Origin of the sequence: Leifsonia sp. Leaf336 (genome assembly GCF_001423695.1) — a bacterium.
Classification (GTDB): Bacteria; Actinomycetota; Actinomycetes; order Actinomycetales; family Microbacteriaceae; genus Leifsonia.
Genome location: NZ_LMOZ01000002.1, coordinates 1,288,513 through 1,307,621, shown reverse-complemented (window position 1 = coordinate 1,307,621; position 19,109 = coordinate 1,288,513). Strand labels below are relative to the sequence as shown.

Genomic DNA, 19,109 nt, shown 5'->3' with positions numbered 1-19,109 from the left:
AGCTCCGACACCGATCCCCGACAGCGGCGCGTCAGGCCGGGACGGCGGACACCGTGCGGTCGATCGTGGTCTGACCGAGAACGCGGGTGCCGACGTAGACGACGGCCGTCTGCCCAGGGGCGACGCCGTTCAGCGGCTCGTCCGGCCGCACCACCAGCTCGCCGTCGCGGACCTGCGCCACGGCGGGTACGGGATCGGCGTGGGCGCGGATCTGCACCTCGCACGCGAACGGCGTCTCGAGGTCGGCCGGCGGCAGGCCGGCCCAGGTGAAGCGCGACCCGGCGATCTCGGCGATGTCGAGCGCCTCCTTCGGGCCCACGACGACCGTGTTGTCCTTCGGCCGCACCTCGAGGACGAACCGCGGCCGGCCGTCGGGCGACGGGTAGCCGATGTTGAGGCCCTTGCGCTGCCCGACGGTGTACGCGTGCGCCCCTTCGTGCGAGCCCAGCCGGTTGCCCTCGCGGTCGAGGATGTCGCCCTGCGCGGCGCCGACGTGCTCGGCCAGCCAGCCGCGCGTGTCGCCGTCGGGGATGAAGCAGATGTCGTGGGAGTCCGGCTTGTTCGCGACGCTCAGCCCGCGTGCGGCCGCTTCGGCGCGCACCTCGGCCTTGGAGGGCGTGGCGCCGAGCGGGAACATCGCGTGCGCGAGCTGCTCGCCGGTGAGGACGCCGAGCACGTACGACTGGTCTTTCGCCCAGGCGCTCGCGCGGTGCAGCTCACGATTGCCGTCGGCGTCCGTGAGGATGCTGGCGTAGTGCCCGGTGCAGACGGCGTCGAAGCCGAGGTCGAGGGCCTTCTCGAGCAACGCGGCGAACTTGATCCGCTCGTTGCACCGCATGCACGGGTTGGGCGTGCGGCCCGCCGAGTACTCGGCGATGAAATCGTCGACGACGTCGAGCTTGAACCGCTCCGAGAAGTCCCACACGTAGTACGGGATGCCGATGATGTTCGCCGCGCGCTGCGCGTCCATCGAGTCTTCGATGGTGCAGCAGCCGCGGCTGCCCGTGCGCAGGGTTCCCGGCATCCTGCTGAGCGCCAGGTGAACGCCGACGACGTCATGACCCGCCTCGACGGCGCGCGCCGCCGCCACGGCGGAATCGACGCCACCGCTCATCGCTGCCAGAACTCGCACCGGAAGAGTCTACGCCCCAGCTCCTGAACGGCGGCCGGGCGCCCGCTCGGCCAGACCGGCCCGCGAGGCCTGCGCGTACGCGCCGGGGAGCGCCGCCAGCAGGGCGTCCACGTCAGCGTCGGTGGAGGTCCGCCCGAGCGTGAACCGCAGCGCACCACGGGCCTCCTGCTCGCTGCGCCCCATGGCCAACAGCACGTGCGACGGTTCCGGGATGCCGGCCTGACAGGCCGACCCCGTCGACACCGACACGCCCGCGAGGTCGAGCAGGAACAGCAGCGAGTCGCCCTGGGCGCCGGGGAAGACGAAGTGGGCGTTGGAGGCAACCCGCTCGTCGCCGTCGGCGTCCCGCGCGGGCTCCGGCCCGCTCAGCGCGGCCTCCGGGACGGCCTCGCGCACCCCGCGGATCAGCCGGTCGCGGAGCGCCGCGAGCCGCCGCGCCCCCTCGACGCGTTCGGCCTCCGCGGCCCGGGCCGCCGCGGCGAACGCCACGGCGGCGGCGACGTCCTGCGTGCCGCTGCGCACCTGGCGCTGCTGGCCGCCGCCGTGGATGAGCGGGACGACCGCCGACGTCCGGCCGAGCACCAGCGCACCGATCCCGACCGGGCCTCCGATCTTGTGCGCAGACACGCTGAGGGCGTCCACTCCGAGAGCGGCGAAGTCGATGGGGAGGTGCCCGTAGGCGGCGACCGCGTCGACGTGGACGGGAATGCCCGCCGACCGGGCGAGCGCGGCGAGCTCGGCGACCGGCTGGATCGTCCCCACCTCGTTGTTGACGGAGAGGAACGTGAGGAGGGCGACGTCGTCCGGTGCGGCGAGAGCCGACGCGACCGCATCCACACGGATGCGCCCCTGCTCGTCGAGCGGCAGCCAGTCGGGCCGCGCGCCTTCCGCGCGCTCCAGCCACTCGACGGCGTCGATGGTCGCGTGATGCTCGCCTCCCGGCACCAGGATGCGCGAACGGGTATCCCGGCCGTTCCTGGCCCAGAACATCCCCTTGACGGCGAGGTTGATCGCCTCCGTGCCGCCCGAGGTGAAAACGACCTCGATCGGGTCGCAGCCCAGCGTGGAGGCCACCGCTTCGCGCGCCTCCTCCAGCATCCGCCTGGCCTGCTGGCCCTGACTGTGGATGCTCGACGGGTTGCCGACGAGCCCCAGCGCGTCGGTGAAGGCGGCGAGCGCCTCGGGGCGCAGGGGCGTGGTGGCGGCGTGGTCGAGATAGACGGGCACCGGGGCCTCCTCAGGGTGCGGCACGGTGTGTCACTACTCTAGAACGCATGACTTCCGTGGATCCTCTGCGCAACCTGGGCGTCCGTATCGGTCCGCACGGCGGAGAGCTGCGGGTCTACTCCGAGAGCGCCGACGCGATGGAGTTCTGCCTGTTCGATCCCAAGGACCCGGACTGGCGCACCAAGACCATCGAGATGCACCGCGATGCGAACAACGTGTGGCTGGGGCGTTCGCGCAGCCTCCAGGTCGGCAGCCTCTACGCCATCCGCGCGTCCGGTCCGGCTTCGCCGAAGAACATGTTCAACCCGGAGTCCCTGCTGCTCGACCCGTATGCGCGGGGCCTCACCCGGGTCGGCCCCGAGGAGTGGCGGGCGACCGTGGTCTCCGACGGCTTCGACTGGGGAGACTCGCGCAAGCCCCGGACGCCGCTCGACCACACCGTGGTCTACGAGGCGCACGTGCGCGGCATCAGCCACCAGAACCCGGACGTGCCGGAGGAGCTGCGCGGCACCTACGCCGGCCTGGCGCACGGGTCCACCATCGACTACCTCCGGAGCCTGGGCATCACCGCCGTCGAGCTCCTCCCCGTGCACGCGTTCACCTCCGAGCAGCGGCTCATCCGCGAGGGACTGACCAACTACTGGGGCTACAACACCCTGAACTTCTTCAGCCCGCACGCGCCCTACGCCACGCGCGCCGCCCAGGCCGAGGGGCCGGAGGGCGTCCTCCGCGAGTTCAAGGGGATGGTGAAGCTGCTCCACGAGGCGGGCATCGAGGTGATTCTCGACGTGGTCTACAACCACACCTCCGAGGAGGGCATCGGAGGTCCGCGCACCAGCTTCCGCGGCATCGACAATGCGACCTACTACCGCCAGGACGCCGACGGCGTCTACATCGACGTGACCGGGTGCGGCAACACCGTCGACTTCGGGCATCCTGTGCCGCAGCGGCTGGTGCTCGACTCGCTGCGGTACTGGGCGGAGGAGGTGCAGATCGACGGCTTCCGGTTCGACCTCGCCGTCACGCTGGGCCGCGGCGACGACCTCGCCTACCACCGCGACCATCCTCTGCTGACCGCCATGCTCGACGACCCGGTGCTCTCCGGGACGAAGCTGATCGCGGAGCCGTGGGACGTCGGCATGGGCGGCTGGCAGACCGGCAACTTCGCGGACGGCTGGTCGGAGTGGAACGACCGCTACCGCGACCGTGTGCGCAACTTCTGGCTCGCCGACATCGCGGACGCGCGGCGCAACGGTCAGGCGCCGATCGGCATCGGCGGCTTCGCCACGCGCCTCGCCGGCTCGTCGAACACGTTCTCGCCCGAACGCGGCCCGCTGGCCTCCATCAACTTCGTCACCGCCCACGACGGCTTCACGATGGCCGACCTCACGGCGTACAACGTCAAGCACAACCTCGGCAACGGCGAGGACAACCGCGACGGCACCGACAACAACCGCTCGTTCAACCACGGGGCGGAGGGGCCGACGCATGACGAGCGCGTCCTCCTCGACAGGCACAAGGCCATGCGCAACCTGATGGGAACGCTGCTGCTGTCGGCCGGGGTGCCCATGATCACGGCCGGCGACGAGTTCGGCCGCAGCCAGCGCGGCAACAACAACGCCTATTGCCAGGACAACGAGCTCACCTGGATGTCGTGGCTGCGCACCAGGGAGCAGCGCGAGATGTTCGACACCACGCGCCGTCTCCTCGAGCTGCGACGCGACAACCCAGCCCTGCGACCGAGCAGGTTCGCCGTGCTCGGGCAGACCACGCCGAACGCCAGCCATATGGACTGGTACGACGCGACCGGCGCGCTCATGGACGACGAGGACTGGAACTCGCCGGAGAACCGAACGCTGCAGTACCTGGCGGCCTCCACCCCCGACAAGGAGGAGTTCAACCGGGTGCTGCTCATCGTGCACGGTGTCGAGGACGACGTGGAGGTGTCCCTCCCGGTCGCTCCGGGCGTCACCTCGTACCAGCTGCTGTGGGACAGCGCCACCGAGGTGCCGATCGCCGAGGAGGGCGTCGACCTCGAACCGGGAGCCATGCGCATGGTGGGCGGCACCTCCATGCAGCTGTACCGGGCCAATGGGCCACGCGTGGACGCGCCGGCGGGGACCGCCACGGAGGTCGCCTCCTGATGCCGAAGCGGTCCGCCGGCGCGGGAACCCCGGCGTCCACCGCGCTCGCCGCGGCGGGGATCCCGTTCACCCTGCACCCGTACGAGCACGACCTGGCCGCGGCCTCGTACGGTCTGGAGGCGGCCAAGGCGCTCGGCGTCGAACCGGAGCGCGTGTTCAAGACCCTGCTGGCCGACACCGAGCTGGGCATCGTCGTCGCGGTCGTACCGGTGACCGGCCTGCTCGACCTCAAGGCGCTGGCCTCCGCCGTCGGCGCCAAGCGCGCCACGATGGCCGATCCGGCCGTCGCCGAGCGGCGCACCGGCTACGTGGTGGGCGGGATCTCCCCCATCGGGCAGAAGACGCGTCACGTCACGGTCGTGGACGAGACGGCGCAGCTCTTCGACACGGTCTTCGTCTCGGGAGGCCGCCGCGGCCTCGACGTGGAACTGACGCCCGCCGACCTCCTCACCGCGACCGGCGCCACCTATGCGCCGCTCGCCAAGTAGCTCCCCTCGGGCCTAATCGAGCCCTCAGGCGGAGGTGACCAGGCCGAGCTCGGCGGGCGAGAGGAGGAGGTCGTTGACCGGGACGATGCGGACGGTGTAGCCGAACGAGCCGGCCCAGGTGAGTGTCACGCCACCCGAGAACTCCAGCGCCACCGAGGGGTCGGCGCCGGGGATCGTGCGGTCGAGCTGCAGACGCTCGTAGTGCACGCCGGTCAGGTCCTCCCCGTCGTAACTGCGGCCGTAGACGAGCTGCACCTCCACGTCCTCCGGACGGAGCCCGTTGAGGTGTACGAGCGCGCGCACGCGCAGCTGGTCGCCGACCTGCGGCACGGCGTCGAGGCCTCCGGCGTCCACATGGGCCACGTTCACGCCGGGCCACGCAGATCGCACGCGGTCCTTCCATGCCGCCAGGTCGCGGGCGTCGCGGTAGTCGTCGGCGCTCAGTCGCTTCTCGTTGGCGGCCGCGGGCATGTACAGGCGCTCCACGTACTCGCCGACCATCCGCTCCGCGCTCAGCGGGGCGGAGAGCGTCGCGAGCGTGTGCCGGATCTGGGCGACCCAGGCGTCGGGCACGCCGTCGCTGTCGCGGTCGTAGAAGCGCGGCGCGATCTGGTGCTCGATGAGGTCGTACATCGCCTCGGCCTCCAGCGCGTCGCGTTCGGCTCCGTCGCCCGCGGCGTCCGCCGAGGGGATCGCCCAGCCGTTCTCGCCGTCGTAGAACTCGTTCCACCAGCCGTCGAGGATCGACAGGTTGAGGCCACCGTTCAGCGCCGCCTTCATGCCGGAGGTCCCGCAGGCCTCCAGCGGTCGCAGCGGGTTGTTCAGCCAGACGTCCGTGCCCGGGTACAGCTGCTGGGCCATTCCGATGTCGTAGTCGGGCAGGAACACCATCCGCTGCCGGATCTCGGGCTCGCTCGCGAACTGCACGAGCTTCTGGATGAGGCGCTTGCCCTCGTCGTCGGCCGGGTGCGACTTGCCCGCGATCACGAACTGCACGGGGCGATCCGGGTGAAGCAGGATGTTCCGCAGACGCTGCGGATCGTGCAGCATCAGCGTGAGCCGCTTGTACGTCGGCACGCGCCGGGCGAAGCCGATCGTGAGCACGTTCGGGTCGAGGAGGTCGCTCATCCACACGGGGGCGATGCCGCCCGGGTTCTGCGCCTCCCACGCCGCGGCGAGCCGCCGGCGCGCGTCGCGGACGAGCTGCTCGCGCATACGCGTGCGGACGCTCCACAGGTCGAGGTCGCTGACCGCACCCGAGTTGGCCCAGTCGGCGTGCGTGGTGTCGGCGGTGCCGAGGCGCTCGAGCGCGAGCGACCGCAGCATCGGGTCCGTCCATGTCGGCGCGTGGACGCCGTTGGTGACCGAGTCGATCGGAACCTCCGGGCTGTCGAACCCGGGGAACAGGCCGCCGAACATCTGCCGGCTGACCTCCCCGTGCAGCCGGGACACGCCGTTCGCGTGCTGACCCAGCCGGAGGCCCATGACCGCCATGTTGAACACGGCGTCCGATCCGCCCGGGTAGTCCTCGGCGCCGAGCGCCAGGACCTGCTCCACCTCGACGCCGGGAAGCAGCGGCGTGGAGAAGTAGCGCTCCACCAGCGGCCGGTCGAACCGGTCGATCCCCGCGGGGACGGGCGTGTGGGTGGTGAAGACGGTGCCTGCCCGGACGACCTGGAGGGCTTCGTCGAACGTGAGCCCCTCGCCGATCAGGTCGGAGATGCGCTCCAGGCCGAGGAAGCCGGCGTGACCTTCGTTGGTGTGGAACACCTCCGCGGCCGGCGCGCCGGTGAGCTCGGCCCACGCCTTGACGGCGCGCACGCCGCCGATGCCGAGCAGCAGCTCCTGCAGCAGCCGGTGCTCGCCGCCTCCGCCGTACAGTCGGTCGGTGACGGAGCGCAGGCTCTCGTCGTTCTCCGGGATGTCGGTGTCGAGCAGCAGCAGCCGCACCCGGCCGACCGCGGCCTGCCAGACCCGCGCGTGCAGCTCCCCGACAGGGAGAGCGAGCGTGATCTGCACGGGCGAGCCGTCCGGGTCGCGCAGCACGCTGAGCGGGAGGCCGTCCGGGTCGAGCACCGGGTAGCTCTCGAGCTGCCACCCATCGGGCGTGATCGCCTGCGAGAAGTAGCCGGAGCGGTAGAAGAGCCCGACGCCGACGAGCGGGACGCCCAAGTCGCTCGCGGCCTTCAGGTGGTCGCCGGCGAGGATGCCGAGTCCGCCCGAGTACTGCGGAAGGGTCGCCGCGATCCCGAACTCGGGCGAGAAGTACGCGATGGAGGCCGGCGCCGCGTCGCCGAGCGACTGGTACCAGCGCGGCTCGCGGATGTACGCACGCAGCTCGTCGCGGACGTGGTTCGCCCAGTCGACGTAATCCTGGTCGGCCGCCAGCTCAGCGAGCCGCGAAGGGTCCACGGAACCCAGCAACGCGATCGGGTCGTGCCCGACCTCCTGCCACAGCTCGGGCGAGATGCGGGCGAACAGCTCCTTGGTCGGCTCATGCCACGACCAGCGGAGGTTGCCTGCGATCTCCTCCAGAGCGGAGAGCGTGTCGGGGAGGACGGCGCGGACAGTGAATCTACGGATGGCCTTCACTCGCACGAGCATAAACGCTGCTCGTGTCCGGAGTGTTAATGGGCTCCTGACGCGCGAGTGAATGAGTGTACGGTCGGCATGTGGCAAAGAGCGCAGCGACCAAACCATCAGCCGCCGCAGCAGAACCGGCGTCGGCTCCCGTCGAGACGGCATCCGAGTACGAGCCTTTGCTCCCCCGCATCCCGATCCTCGATCTCTCCCCCCAGGTCGACGAGGGCCACTGGGCCGCCTCGGCGTTCAGCGGCGAGGTCGTTCCGTTCCGGGCCACGGCGTTCCGGGAGGGCCACGACCGCATCGGCGTCGACCTGCTCCTGCTCGACCCGTCCGGCACTCAGACCGAGCACCACATGCACGCCCTCGCGCCGGGCACCGACCGCTGGGAGGTCGAGGTCCAGCTGGAGCAGGAGGGCCTCTGGCGGTACCGGGTCCAGGCCTACGCCGACGAGTACGCCACCTGGCGCCACAACGCCGAGGTCAAGATCCCGGCGGGCATCGACGTCGAGCTGATGCTGACCATCGCCCACGACATCCTCACCACGGCCGCGGCCGACAAGCGCCGCAGCACCGCCGAGCGCCGGCACCTCTCCGAAGCGGCCCGGGTCGTCGCGGACGCCGACCGCGGAATCGACGAGCGGTTCCAGGCGGCGATCGACGACCGCATCAAGCGCATCCTCACCGAACGTCCGGTGGTCGCCCTCCCCTCGCTCTCGCCGACCCGCGCGGTGCTGGTGGAGCGCACCCGCGCCGGCGTCGGCAGCTGGTACGAGTTCTTCCCGCGATCGGAGGGCGCCAAGCGGCTGCCGGACGGCTCCTGGCAATCCGGAACGTTCCGCACCGCGGCCAAGCGACTGCCCGAGATCGCTGCGATGGGATTCGACGTCGTCTACCTGCCCCCGGTCCACCCCATCGGGCGCACCTTCCGCAAGGGCCCGAACAACACGCTGGAGGCGGGCGAGAACGACCCGGGATCGCCCTGGGCCATCGGCGGCCCCGAAGGCGGTCATGACGCGATCCACCCCGACCTCGGCACCGAGAAGGACTTCGTGTTCTTCCTGGGCAAGGCCAAGCAGGCCGGCCTCGAGATCGCCCTCGATCTCGCACTTCAGGCCTCCCCCGACCACCCGTGGGTGACCCAGCACCCGGAGTGGTTCACCACCCTCCCCGACGGCACCATCGCCTACGCGGAGAACCCGCCGAAGAAGTACCAGGACATCTACCCGATCAACTTCGACAACGACTACGACGGTCTGCGCACCGAGGTCCTGCGGATCGTGCGGTATTGGATGTCGCTGGGCGTGCGGATCTTCCGCGTGGACAACCCGCACACCAAGCCGCTGCACTTCTGGGAGTGGCTCATCCACACGGTCAACGAGACCGACCCGGATGTCGTCTTCCTGGCCGAGGCGTTCACGCGGCCGGCGCTGCTGCACACGCTCGCCAAGGCTGGCTTCCAGCAGTCGTACACGTACTTCACCTGGCGCAACACCAAGGAGGAGCTCGAGGAGTTCCTCAGCGGTCTGGCGGACGACACCCCCGACTTCCTGCGACCCAACCTGTTCGTGAACACGCCGGACATCCTGACGGAGTACCTGCAGTTCGGCGGCCCGGCGGCCTTCAAGATCCGCGCGGCGATCGCCGCGACGGGAGCGCCGACCTGGGGCGTGTACTCCGGGTTCGAGCTCTACGAGAACGTCGCGCGACCGGGCGCCGAGGAGTACATCGACAACGAGAAGTACGAGTACCGCCCGCGTGACTACGCCCGCGCCGCCGCGCTCGGCCGCTCGCTCGCGCCCTACCTCACGATGCTGAACCGCGCGCGCAGCGAGCACCCCGCGCTGCGTCAGCTGCGCAACCTGCGCGTGCACGGCAGCGAGGACGACTCGGTGCTCGTCTACTCCAAGTACCTCGCCGGCGACTTCACCCGCAGCGGCAAGCCCGATGCCGTACTCGTCGTCGCCAACGTCGACCCGCACTCGGTGCGCGAGACGATGGTGCACCTCGACGTCGCCGCATTCGGCATCGCGCCGGGAGCGCAGTTCGAGGTGCGCGACCTCGTGACCGGCCAGCGCTGGACATGGGGAGCAGACAACTACGTGCGCCTCGACGCGTTCACCGAGCCGGTTCACATCCTGACCATCAAGCCCTTGGAGGCCGCACGATGACCCCGATTCCCGAAGGCGCCGCCGCTGTGGACCTGCCCGCTCTCGACGACGGCGTCCTGCACGCCGTCGCGACCGGGAGCTACCACGACCCGCACGCCGTGCTCGGTCAGCACGAGGTCGCTGCGAACGGCGTGGAGGACCCGATCACGGTCATCCGCGTGCTGCGGCCGCTCGCCGAAGCGGTCTTCGCGATCCTGCCGACCGGCGCGCACATCGAACTCGCCCACCTGGCCCACGGGATCTGGCAGGGCGTCGACATCGTTGGGCCCGGCGCCTACGAGATCGAGGCCCGCTACTCCGGCGGAGCCACCTGGACCACCGACGACCCCTACCGGTTCCTGCCGACCATCGGCGAGCTCGACCTCCACCTGATCCGCGAGGGCAGACACGAGCAGCTCTGGACGGCCCTCGGCGCGCACCTGCGCGACCTGGGCGGCGTGGTCGGAACGGCGTTCACCGTCTGGGCGCCGCACGCGCGCGCCGTGCGTGTGGTGGGCGACTTCAACGGCTGGGACGGCACCCTCCACGCGATGCGCAACATGGGTGCGGCCGGCGTCTGGGAGCTGTTCGTCCCCGGCGTCGGCGAAGGCTCGATCTACAAGTTCGACCTGCTCGGCGCGAACGGCGAGTGGGTGCGCAAGATCGACCCCATGGCCCAGGCCGCCGAGACCCCGCCCAACACGGCCTCGGTCGTCACCGTCAGCCGCCACGAGTGGGAGGACGGCGACTGGATGAGCCACCGTGCCGCCTCCGACCCGCACGGCGGCCCGATGAGCGTCTACGAGCTCCACTTCGGCAGCTGGCGCCCGGGGCTCGGCTACCGGGAGGGCGCCGACCAGCTCATCGACTACGTGGGCGCGCTCGGCTACACGCACGTGGAGTTCCTCCCGCTCGCCGAGCACCCGTTCGGCGGCTCCTGGGGCTACCAGGTCACCGGCTACTACGCGCCGACCAGCCGCTTCGGCTCCCCCGACGACCTCAAGTACCTGATCGACCGGCTGCACCAGGCCGGCATCGGCGTCATCCTCGACTGGGTGCCCGGCCACTTCCCCAAAGACGACTGGGCCCTCGCCCGGTTCGACGGCCAGGCGCTCTACGAGCACGCGGACCCCCGCCGCGGCGAGCACAAGGACTGGGGCACGTACATCTTCGACTACGGCAACTCGCAGGTGCGCAACTTCCTCGTCGCCAACGCCCTGTACTGGCTCGAGGAGTTCCACATCGACGGGCTGCGCGTCGACGCGGTGGCCTCGATGCTCTACCTCGACTACTCGCGCAACGACGGCGAGTGGGAGCCCAACATCCACGGCGGCCGCGAGAACCTGGAGGCCATCGGCTTCCTGCAGGAGGTCACCGCGACCTCGTACAAGCGCAACCCCGGCACCGTGATGATCGCCGAGGAGTCGACCAGCTACACCGGCGTCACCGCGCCGACCTCGTCGGGCGGGCTGGGCTTCGGGCTCAAGTGGAACATGGGCTGGATGCACGACGCGCTCCAGTACATCCAGGAGGACCCGATGTGGCGCAGCTACCACCACAGCGAGATCACGTTCTCGTTCGTGTACGCCTGGAGCGAGAACTTCCTGCTGCCAATCAGTCACGACGAGGTCGTGCACGGCAAGGGATCGCTCATCGGCAAGATGCCGGGCGACCACTGGCAGCAGCTCGCGAACGTGCGGGCGTTCCTCTCGTTCATGTGGGCCCATCCGGGCAAGCAGCTGCTGTTCATGGGCCAGGAGTTCGGGCAGTACTCCGAGTGGAGCGAGGAGCGCGGCCTGGATTGGTGGATGCTCGATCAGCCGAGCCACCGCGGACTGTGGAACCTCGTCGCCCAGCTCAACGCCGTGTACCGGGACAACCCGCAGCTCTGGGCGCTCGACAACGACCCGGCCGGGTTCGAGTGGCTGGACGGGTCCGACGCCGCCGGCAACGTGCTGGCCTTCCTGCGGAAGGACCGCGACGGCTCGCCGATCGCGGTGCTCTTCAACTTCTCAGGCAATCCGCACGAGGGTTACCGCGTGGGGCTGCCGTTCGCCGGCGAGTGGGAGGAGCTCCTCAACACCGACGCGAGCGACTTCGGAGGTTCGGGAGTGGGCAACTTCGGCGGGGTGACGGCGCGCGACGAGCCGTGGATGGGCCGGCCGGCCTCCGCCGTGCTGACGCTGCCTCCGCTGGGCGCGCTGTATCTGCGACCGCGAGACTGAAGGGCTGGCAACCTCGGTCGCAGGCTCCCTCGGCGCTGGGGTCGCGGCATCGCTCCGCGCTGCTCTAAGCTCCACCGCGGAGCCAGGCCGCGTAGCCGAGGCCTTCGACCGCGTGCTCGGGCGCGAGGTTCCGTCCCGAGCGCCAGGCCGACCCCAGCGGGCCGCCGAGTCGCACAGGGAGGATCGGGCGGCGGGTTCCGCTCGCCTGCTTCCACTGCCGGGCGAGCGAGCGGGCGGACTCGACGCGGGGGCCGCCGACGGTCCGGATCGAGTCGGGGTCGCCCGCTCCCTCGACCGCGTCGACGAGCACGCGGGCGACGTCGGAGACCGCGATGGGCTGGAACCGGGTGGCCGCGGGTGTGGTCAGGATGCCGAAGCGGCGACCGCGCTCGAAGACGGCGGTCACGAAATCATGGAACTGGGTCGCACGCACGATCCGCGTCTCCAGCGGAGAGTCCAGGTAGGTGCGCTCCTGCACCAGCTTGGCCCGGTAGTACGGGTAGCGCGCGTCGTCGATGCCGGCGATCGACAGGAGCACGGCCTGACCCACGCCGAAGCGTGCCGCCGTGTGCAGGAGGTTGCGGGATCCGTGCGCGAACACGTGCGACGCGCGCCGTCCGGTCGCGTTGCTCGCGTCGACCACGACGTCGACGCCGTCGACGGCCTCCTCGAGTCCGTCGCCCGACACGAGGTCGACGGTCACATAGTCGGCGCCGACCACGTAGCTCTCCGCGTCGTCATCGGGGATGCGACGGGCCGCGACCACGACTCGGTGGCCGCGTTCCACGGCCTCAGCTGCGACGGCGCGACCGGCCAGACCGGTTCCGCCGACTACGAGCACACGGGACATGCGCGAGCCTTCCAGGCGAGGGGGGTATCAGCCGCCCGCGATCGCGCCGGTTCCTCCGGAAAGCGGAGGCTCCGCGTCAGTAGAGCAGCGAGGCCAGCCTAGCCCGCGCCTTGGCGACGCGCGGGTCGTCCACACCGACGATCTCGAAATACTCCAGGATGCGCGCCCGCACCGTCTCTTTGCCCACGGCGTCGAGGCTGGGGAAGAGCGTCAGAAGCCGATCGAACGCGTCCTCCACGTGCCCGCCGGACAGGTCGAGGTCGGCGACCGCGAGCTGGGCCTCCCGGTCGGAGGGGTCGGCTGCCGCCGCGGAGCGGATCTCATCCAGCGTGCGACCGGCCAGCCGGTCGAGCAGGCTCACCTGGGCAAGTCCCGCGATCGCCATCGTGTCGCGGGGGTCCTGCGCGATCGCCGTCTTGTACGCGGCGATCGCCGCCGGGTAGTCGCCGCGGTCGATCGCCTCGTAGGCCTCCGCGTGCAACGGCGGCAACGGCTCAGGCTCGGGCTCGACGGCTCCGCCTTCGGGCGTCTCCCCCTCGGCCGCGTCCACCTTCGCGGTGCCCGTGACGCCGTTCTGCACGGCCAGCTCGAGGAGTTGCGCGACGACGTCCTTGACCTGGTCTTCGGGAAGCGCCCCGGCGAAGAGCTGCACGGGGCGACCAGCGACGATGCCCGCGACGGTGGGCACGGACTGCGCCTGGAACGCCTGCACGAGCTGCGGATTGGCATCGACGTCCACCTGCACGAGCACGATCCGCCCCGCGAGGTCGGAGGTGACTTTGTCGAGAACGGTCGCCAGCCTCCGGTCGGGATCGGCCCAGGAGGCCGACAGCGCGACGATGACGGGCACGCGCATCGACAGGTCGATGAAGTCGTTGAAGTTCGCGTCCGTTCCCTGGAAGAACAGGCTGGGGAGTTCGATCGGCTCTCCGGCACCCGCGTCACCGGCGCCGCCCGCGGCCGCGCCCCCGGCGGCGCCCTGCGGCCGGTTGACAAGGCCGCTCAGGTCGACGGCGCCGCGGAGGTTGGTCGGGGTGGGCGGGATCTGGCTCATGCGGTTCTCCTGAAGCTGGCGGTCAGTGGACGACGCGTCCGAACGAGTTAACAGGATACGGCGGTATCGCCAGCCCGGTTACTGCACCTCGCGAGCAGAGATCAGGCCCTGCGAGAAGCCCAGCAGACGCACCTTCTCGGACGAACCCGCCGGCGGCACGTAGAACGCGAGCTGATAGCCGTACACCGATTCAATGCCGGTGTTCGACTGGGCGACGCCGCTCAGCGCGGCCGTCGTCGCGCCCGCGATGACCTGGGCGCCGGCCTCCTGCACCTTGTGCAGCTGCACCTCCTCCGGGTTCACCCACACGATGGCGCCCGAGTCGTTGGTCGCCATCGAGATCACCGGACCGGTGCCCAGCCGGCTCGTGAAGGTCAGCGAGGACGTATTGCCGAACTGCTGCGTCAGGCGCGCCTGCTCCTGCTGCTTCCACGACGCACCGACCTGCGCGACGAGCTTGTCGTCCGTCAGGTCGAAGCTGGACAGCCACTTGCTCTTGTCGCCGTTGAGGAGGATGTCGCCGTACGCGGCGGCGATCTCGTTCGGCTGCACCTTGAGCAGCTTGGAGTCCGGCGGAACGACCGCCGCGCCGATGCTCGCGGGCGCGAGGTTCGGCACCTTGACGTTCGGCTCGAGCGCGATGGCGTACTCGACCATGTAGTTGTCGCGCGGCGTCTGCTGCATGAGCGCCAGCGCGAGCGGAGCCTGAGCCTTGCCCGTCGCGTCGTTCGGCATCTTCAGCACGGCCGTGACCGTGCGCGGCCAGCTGTCGGTCGCCTGCGGGAGCGAGAGCTCCAGAGGGCCTGCCGGGATCGCGGGCAGCGCGGGCTGGTCGGCCTTCTTGGCGCGGATGGCGTAGTTGGCCTCCCGCAGCTGGAGAGCCGGTCCGGTGAACCGGAGCTTCGCGAGCGCCGGGTCGTTCTTGGCGTCGGCGTTGGCCGCCGCCACCGAGATGCGCTTGACGATGCGCTCGAGCTGCGGAACGGAGACAGCGGGCGGGATCTGGTTGTCGCCCTTCGGCGAACTGGTCGGCGAACTCGTCGGCGTGGGCGTCGGCGTGCCGGTCGGGCCGTCGGCGAACGCGGCGCCCGCTCCGACGCCCGTGAACGCCAGGACGCCGACGAGGACCGCCGGGACCATCACACGGGTGCGACGGCTGGCGCGACGACCGCGCGGGGTCGCCTCGATGGAGGCCGTCGGCTTGTACTTCGGGGCTTTGGGGAGTTTGGGCATCTTAGGTCCGCTCTTGCGTCGGGGGCCACGCGACTTGCGGTGGGTGTACAGCCCCCACAGGTACAGCGCGATGCCGATCACCAGGAGCACGAGGCCGCCGATGATGAGCGGGAACGCCCACGGCGTGCTGGTGTCGACCGGCCAGGTCAGCAGGATCTTGTTGGGCGCGGGCTTGGTGCCGTCGCTCGCGATGATGACGCTCACGCCGCTCGGCACGTTCATCTTCGTGGTCTGGGCGTCCTGGCCGTCGTACTCCTCCAGCCAGAGGTCGGAGCCCGCCGGGTTGGGGCCCGGCGTCGCGGCGGTCGTCGAGCCAGAGCCCGCGGTCGGCGCCGGTGTCGGAGTCGCCGTCGCCGTCGGGGCCGGGGTCGCGGTCGAACCGTCGGCGGAGCCGGTGTCGGTGTCGGTGGAGGCTTTGGGCGCGACCGTCTTCACGGCGAGTTCGCCCGTGCCGGCTTTGTAGCTCACGGCGGCGTACTTCTGGTCGCCGAGCCACGACTTGACGTCGGACGTCCGGCCGTAGGCGACCAGCTGCGTCTTGGCGTCCGCCGCCCCTGCGATGGAGAGCGTCTGCTGCCCGGGATGGGCGTTGAGCACCGCGCTGTCGATCACGATGTAGCGTGCGTCGCCGCCGACGGTCGCCGTGGCGGAGATCTGCGACGGAGGTGCGAAGATCGTGCGCTGGGCGATGCCGGCCACGATCATGACGGCAGCGACCACGAACGCGACGATGGCCAGTACGAAACGCAAACAGACTCCTCATGTGCCGGGAGGGGGCGGGCACAGTCACACAACAGTAGTCGAGCACCCTGAGAGGCATCTAACCGTTGTCTGCACGCTCACGCAGTCCCCCATGCGGGTACGGGCGTCGAAATGTAAGATCGATGCGGCGCGCGCGCGGCTCGCTCACCCGGAATCCCCCTTCAGGAGTAACACAGTGGCCACCGACGAATCGAACTTCACGCAGGTCTTCCGCGGCTACGACAAGGATGAAGTGGACGAGGCCGTTCAGGACCTCCGTCGCGAGCTGATCAAGTCGAACACGCAGTCGGCTGACCAGACCAAGGAGATCAAGCGTCTCCAGCTGCGCATCGACGAGCTCAACGCCGAGATCGAAGAGGTCGGCAGCCCCACCTACTCCGGTCTCGGCACCAAGCTCGAGAACACCCTCCGCGTCGCCGAGGAGCAGTCGACACGGCTCATCGCACAGGCCGACATCGATGCCGAGAAGCTGCGCTCGGGTGTCGCGGCCGAGATCGAGAAGATCAAGAAGACCGCCGCGCAGCAGGCCGAGCGCGTGCTGGCCGACGCACAGGCGCGTGCCACGACCGCGCTCGAGGACGCCCAGATCGAGTCGGCGGAGCTGCTCGCCCGCACCCGCGCCGACAAGGAGACGCTCCTCACCGACGCGATGCGCGAAGCCGCGGCGATCCGCGGCGCCGTCGCCACCGAGGCCGCCGAAGTGCGCGCGACGAGCAAGCGCGAGGCCGCCGCCGTCCGCGCGGAGGCCGACCGCGAGGCCGCGGAGCTGAAGGCGGTCGCGTTGCGCGAGGCCGAAGCCGCCCGTGCCGAGACGGCGGAGCTGGACCGGACCATCGCCGCCCGGCGCAGCGAGCTCGAGAACGCCCTCGCCGCAGACCGGGCCGCTTTCGAGCGCGAGTCGGCCCAGACCCGTCTGGAGCTCGACAAGAAGGTCGCGGAGACCGCCGACCGCCTCGCCGCCGAGCAGACCGCCGCCCGCGACGCGCTCGCCGCCGAGCTGGCGCAGGCCCGCGCCGAGCTCGCCGACGAGGTGGAGCAGCAGCGCGCCGCCCTCGCCGCCGAGGCGGCTCAGACGCGCGCCGACCTCCAGCACGAGGACGCCACCGCCCGGCAGGCTCTGGCCGACGACGTCGAGCAGACCACGACGGCCCTCGCCGCGGAGGTCGAGCAGACCAAGAGCTCGCTCGCCGCGGAGGTCGAGCAGACCAAGGCGCGTCTCGCCGAGGAGGTGACCACGACGAAGTCGGCGCTGGCCGACGAGGTCGCACGCACCACCAGCGAGCTCGCCGACGAGGTCACCCGCACCAAGTCCGCGCTCGCCGACGAGGTCACCAGCACCCGGTCGCAGTTGGAGGCCGACGTGACGGCGGCGCGCTCCCAGCTCGAGACCGACGTCACGACGACGCGCTCCGCGCTCGCCGAGGAGGTGGAGCGCACCAAGAAGGAGCTCGCCGACGAGGTCCTGCAGACGCGCACGACCCTCGAGCGCGAGTCGACGGAGACCCGGGCAGGCCTGGAAGCCGACCGCGTCTCGACCGCTGCGACGCTCGCCGCCGACCGCGACCGCACGGCGAACGAGCTCGCGACGCAGGTCGAGAACACCCGCGCTCAGCTCGCCGCCGACCGCGAGCGAACCGCCGCCGAGCTCGCCGAGACGGTAGAGAGCACGCGCGCCGACCTCGCCGCGGAGGTCGAGGCCACGCAGGCGGCCCTCGCCGCAGACGTCGAGCGCACGCAGAAGTCACTCGCGAAGGAGGTCGAGAAGACCCGCTCCGCGCTCGCGAAGGAGGTCGAGACCACGCGCGCCGAGCTCGCGGAAGAGGTCGAGACCGCCCGGGCCGAACTGGCAGAAGAGGTGGAGACCACCCAGGCCGCCCTCGCCGCGGAGGTCGAGACCACCCGCTCCGAGCTCGCCACCGAGGTGGACGCGCTCCGCAAGGAGGTCGACGCCGAGGCCAAGCGGATCCGGGCCGACCTCGCCGCCGAGGTCGGCGAAGCACGGACCGCCCTGGCCGAAGAGCTCGCGACCGAGCGCAGTGCCCTCGCCGCCGAGGTCGCCGCCACGCGCGCCCAGCTCGCCGCCGACGTCGATCAGACCGCGGTGCGCCTCGCGACAGAGAAGGAGCAGACCCTGTCCGCCCTCGAGACCGAGGTCGTCACCACCAGGACCGCGCTGGAGGCCGAGGTCGAGCAGACGAAGTCCGCCCTGGCCGCAGAGGTCGAGCAGACCACGTCGGCCCTCGAGACCGAGGTCACCACCACGAAGTCGGCGCTCGCGGCGGAGGTCGAGCAGACCAAGTCCGCCCTCGAGACCGAAGTCACCACCACGAAGTCGGCGCTCGCGGCGGAGGTCGAGCAGACCAAGTCGGCCCTCGCCGCCGAGGAGCAGGAGACCCGTTCCCGGCTCGCGGACGACCGGGAGCAGACCCGCAGCACCCTCGCCGCCCAGGTGAAGCGCACCACCGCCGAACTCGCCGACCAGCGGGCGACCACCGAGCAGGAACTCAAGAACGACCGCGAGCAGCAGCGTCTCGAACTCGAGCGCGAGGCGGAGCAGACCCGCGTCACCCTCGCCGAAGAGACCGAACGTGCTCGCGTGGCGCTCGACGCCGAGACGGCCAGAGCCCGTGCCGAGATCGCGCGCGAGACCGCGGAGGCCCGCACGGCCCTCGATGCCGAGCTCGCCGAGCAGCAGGCCGCTTTCGACCAGGAGGACGCCACTGCGCGCGCCGCGCTCGACGCCGAGCTCACCGCCCTCCGCACCTCCACCATGGCCGAGCTCGACAAGCGCACGCACGAGATCGAGCAGGCGCGGATCGACCTCGACGTCGAACTGCGCGCCCGGCGCGACGAGGCCGAGAAGGAGTACCTCAGCCGCCACCAGGAGGCGGTGGCACAGACCCAGAAGTACCTCGACGAGGCCAACGTTCAGCTCGCCGACGCGGTCAAGCGCACCGCTCAGGCGCGTACCGAGGCCGAGACCTTCGAGACCGAGGCCCGCGAGACGGTGAAGTCGGCGCGCAAGGAGGCCGAGAAGGTCGCCGCCGGCATCGTGCGCGACGCCCAGGAGCGGGCCGACGCCCTCATCGAGGAGGCGGAGGAGCGCACGCAACGCCTGGTCGTCGACGCGGAAGAGCGCCTGTCCCAGATTAGGATTGAGCGCGAGGCTGTGGCCGGGTACTTCGAGAACCTGCGGGGTATGCTCCAGCAGGCCGACAAGGTGTCAGCCGACGACTGACCTCCGGCCGGCCGGAGGGGTCG

Annotated in this window: 11 protein-coding genes; 5 read left to right on the top strand and 6 right to left on the bottom strand. The window is 70.8% G+C overall.

Translation table 11 applies throughout. The features are described 5' to 3' along the window. Positions 1 to 31 precede the first annotated feature (31 nt). Both mnmA and ASF88_RS15095 read right to left on the bottom strand, forming a co-directional pair. Positions 32 to 1,132: a tRNA 2-thiouridine(34) synthase MnmA gene (gene mnmA, locus ASF88_RS15100; protein ID WP_200935286.1), complete on the bottom strand. Its 1,101-nt coding sequence runs from the start codon at positions 1,130 to 1,132 to the stop codon at positions 32 to 34. 9 nt (positions 1,133 to 1,141) lie between these two features. Further along, a complete protein-coding gene (locus tag ASF88_RS15095) occupies positions 1,142 to 2,359 on the bottom strand; it encodes a cysteine desulfurase family protein (RefSeq protein WP_055920094.1) in 1,218 nt (405 codons plus the stop codon). Positions 2,360 to 2,406: 47 nt separating this feature from the next. On the opposite strand from ASF88_RS15095, the gene glgX reads away from it, so the two are divergent. Next, positions 2,407 to 4,503 (top strand): glycogen debranching protein GlgX, encoded by a 2,097-nt coding sequence (gene glgX / locus ASF88_RS15090; RefSeq protein WP_055920090.1) that lies wholly within the window; start codon positions 2,407 to 2,409, stop codon positions 4,501 to 4,503. Beyond that, positions 4,503 to 4,991, top strand: coding sequence for a Cys-tRNA(Pro) deacylase (gene ybaK, locus ASF88_RS15085; RefSeq protein ID WP_055920088.1), 489 nt, complete (start codon positions 4,503 to 4,505; stop codon positions 4,989 to 4,991). Before glgX ends, ybaK begins: the two co-directional genes overlap by 1 nt. A gap of 24 nt (positions 4,992 to 5,015) precedes the next feature. Here the strand turns inward: ybaK and glgP are convergent, their stop codons facing one another. Next, complete coding sequence (gene glgP / locus ASF88_RS15080; RefSeq protein WP_055920580.1) at positions 5,016 to 7,583, bottom strand: alpha-glucan family phosphorylase; 2,568 nt, start codon at positions 7,581 to 7,583, stop codon at positions 5,016 to 5,018. 80 nt (positions 7,584 to 7,663) lie between these two features. Between glgP and ASF88_RS15075 the strand changes: the two genes are divergently transcribed. Both ASF88_RS15075 and glgB read left to right on the top strand, forming a co-directional pair. Then, the gene (locus ASF88_RS15075) at positions 7,664 to 9,745 is read left to right on the top strand and encodes an alpha-1,4-glucan--maltose-1-phosphate maltosyltransferase (RefSeq protein ID WP_200935285.1); all 2,082 of its coding nucleotides are present in this window, start codon (positions 7,664 to 7,666) and stop codon (positions 9,743 to 9,745) included. Next, positions 9,742 to 11,949, top strand: a complete 2,208-nt coding sequence (glgB, locus tag ASF88_RS15070; RefSeq protein ID WP_055920085.1) for a 1,4-alpha-glucan branching protein GlgB — start codon at positions 9,742 to 9,744, stop codon at positions 11,947 to 11,949. Before ASF88_RS15075 ends, glgB begins: the two co-directional genes overlap by 4 nt. A gap of 64 nt (positions 11,950 to 12,013) precedes the next feature. On the opposite strand, the gene ASF88_RS15065 is transcribed toward glgB, so the two are convergent. The 3 genes from ASF88_RS15065 to ASF88_RS15055 form a co-directional block, all read right to left on the bottom strand. Continuing rightward, on the bottom strand, positions 12,014 to 12,799 hold the full coding sequence (locus ASF88_RS15065; RefSeq protein WP_055920082.1) for an SDR family oxidoreductase: 786 nt from the start codon (positions 12,797 to 12,799) through the stop codon (positions 12,014 to 12,016). 76 nt (positions 12,800 to 12,875) lie between these two features. Beyond that, positions 12,876 to 13,853 (bottom strand): tetratricopeptide repeat protein, encoded by a 978-nt coding sequence (locus tag ASF88_RS15060; protein WP_055920079.1) that lies wholly within the window; start codon positions 13,851 to 13,853, stop codon positions 12,876 to 12,878. A gap of 78 nt (positions 13,854 to 13,931) precedes the next feature. Beyond that, positions 13,932 to 15,836: a hypothetical protein gene (locus tag ASF88_RS15055; RefSeq protein WP_055920077.1), complete on the bottom strand. Its 1,905-nt coding sequence runs from the start codon at positions 15,834 to 15,836 to the stop codon at positions 13,932 to 13,934. A gap of 187 nt (positions 15,837 to 16,023) precedes the next feature. Here ASF88_RS15055 and ASF88_RS15050 point away from each other — a divergent pair, with 187 nt between their 5' ends. Further along, positions 16,024 to 19,086, top strand: coding sequence for a DivIVA domain-containing protein (locus ASF88_RS15050; RefSeq protein ID WP_055920075.1), 3,063 nt, complete (start codon positions 16,024 to 16,026; stop codon positions 19,084 to 19,086). The last annotated feature ends 23 nt before the right edge of the window (positions 19,087 to 19,109 follow it).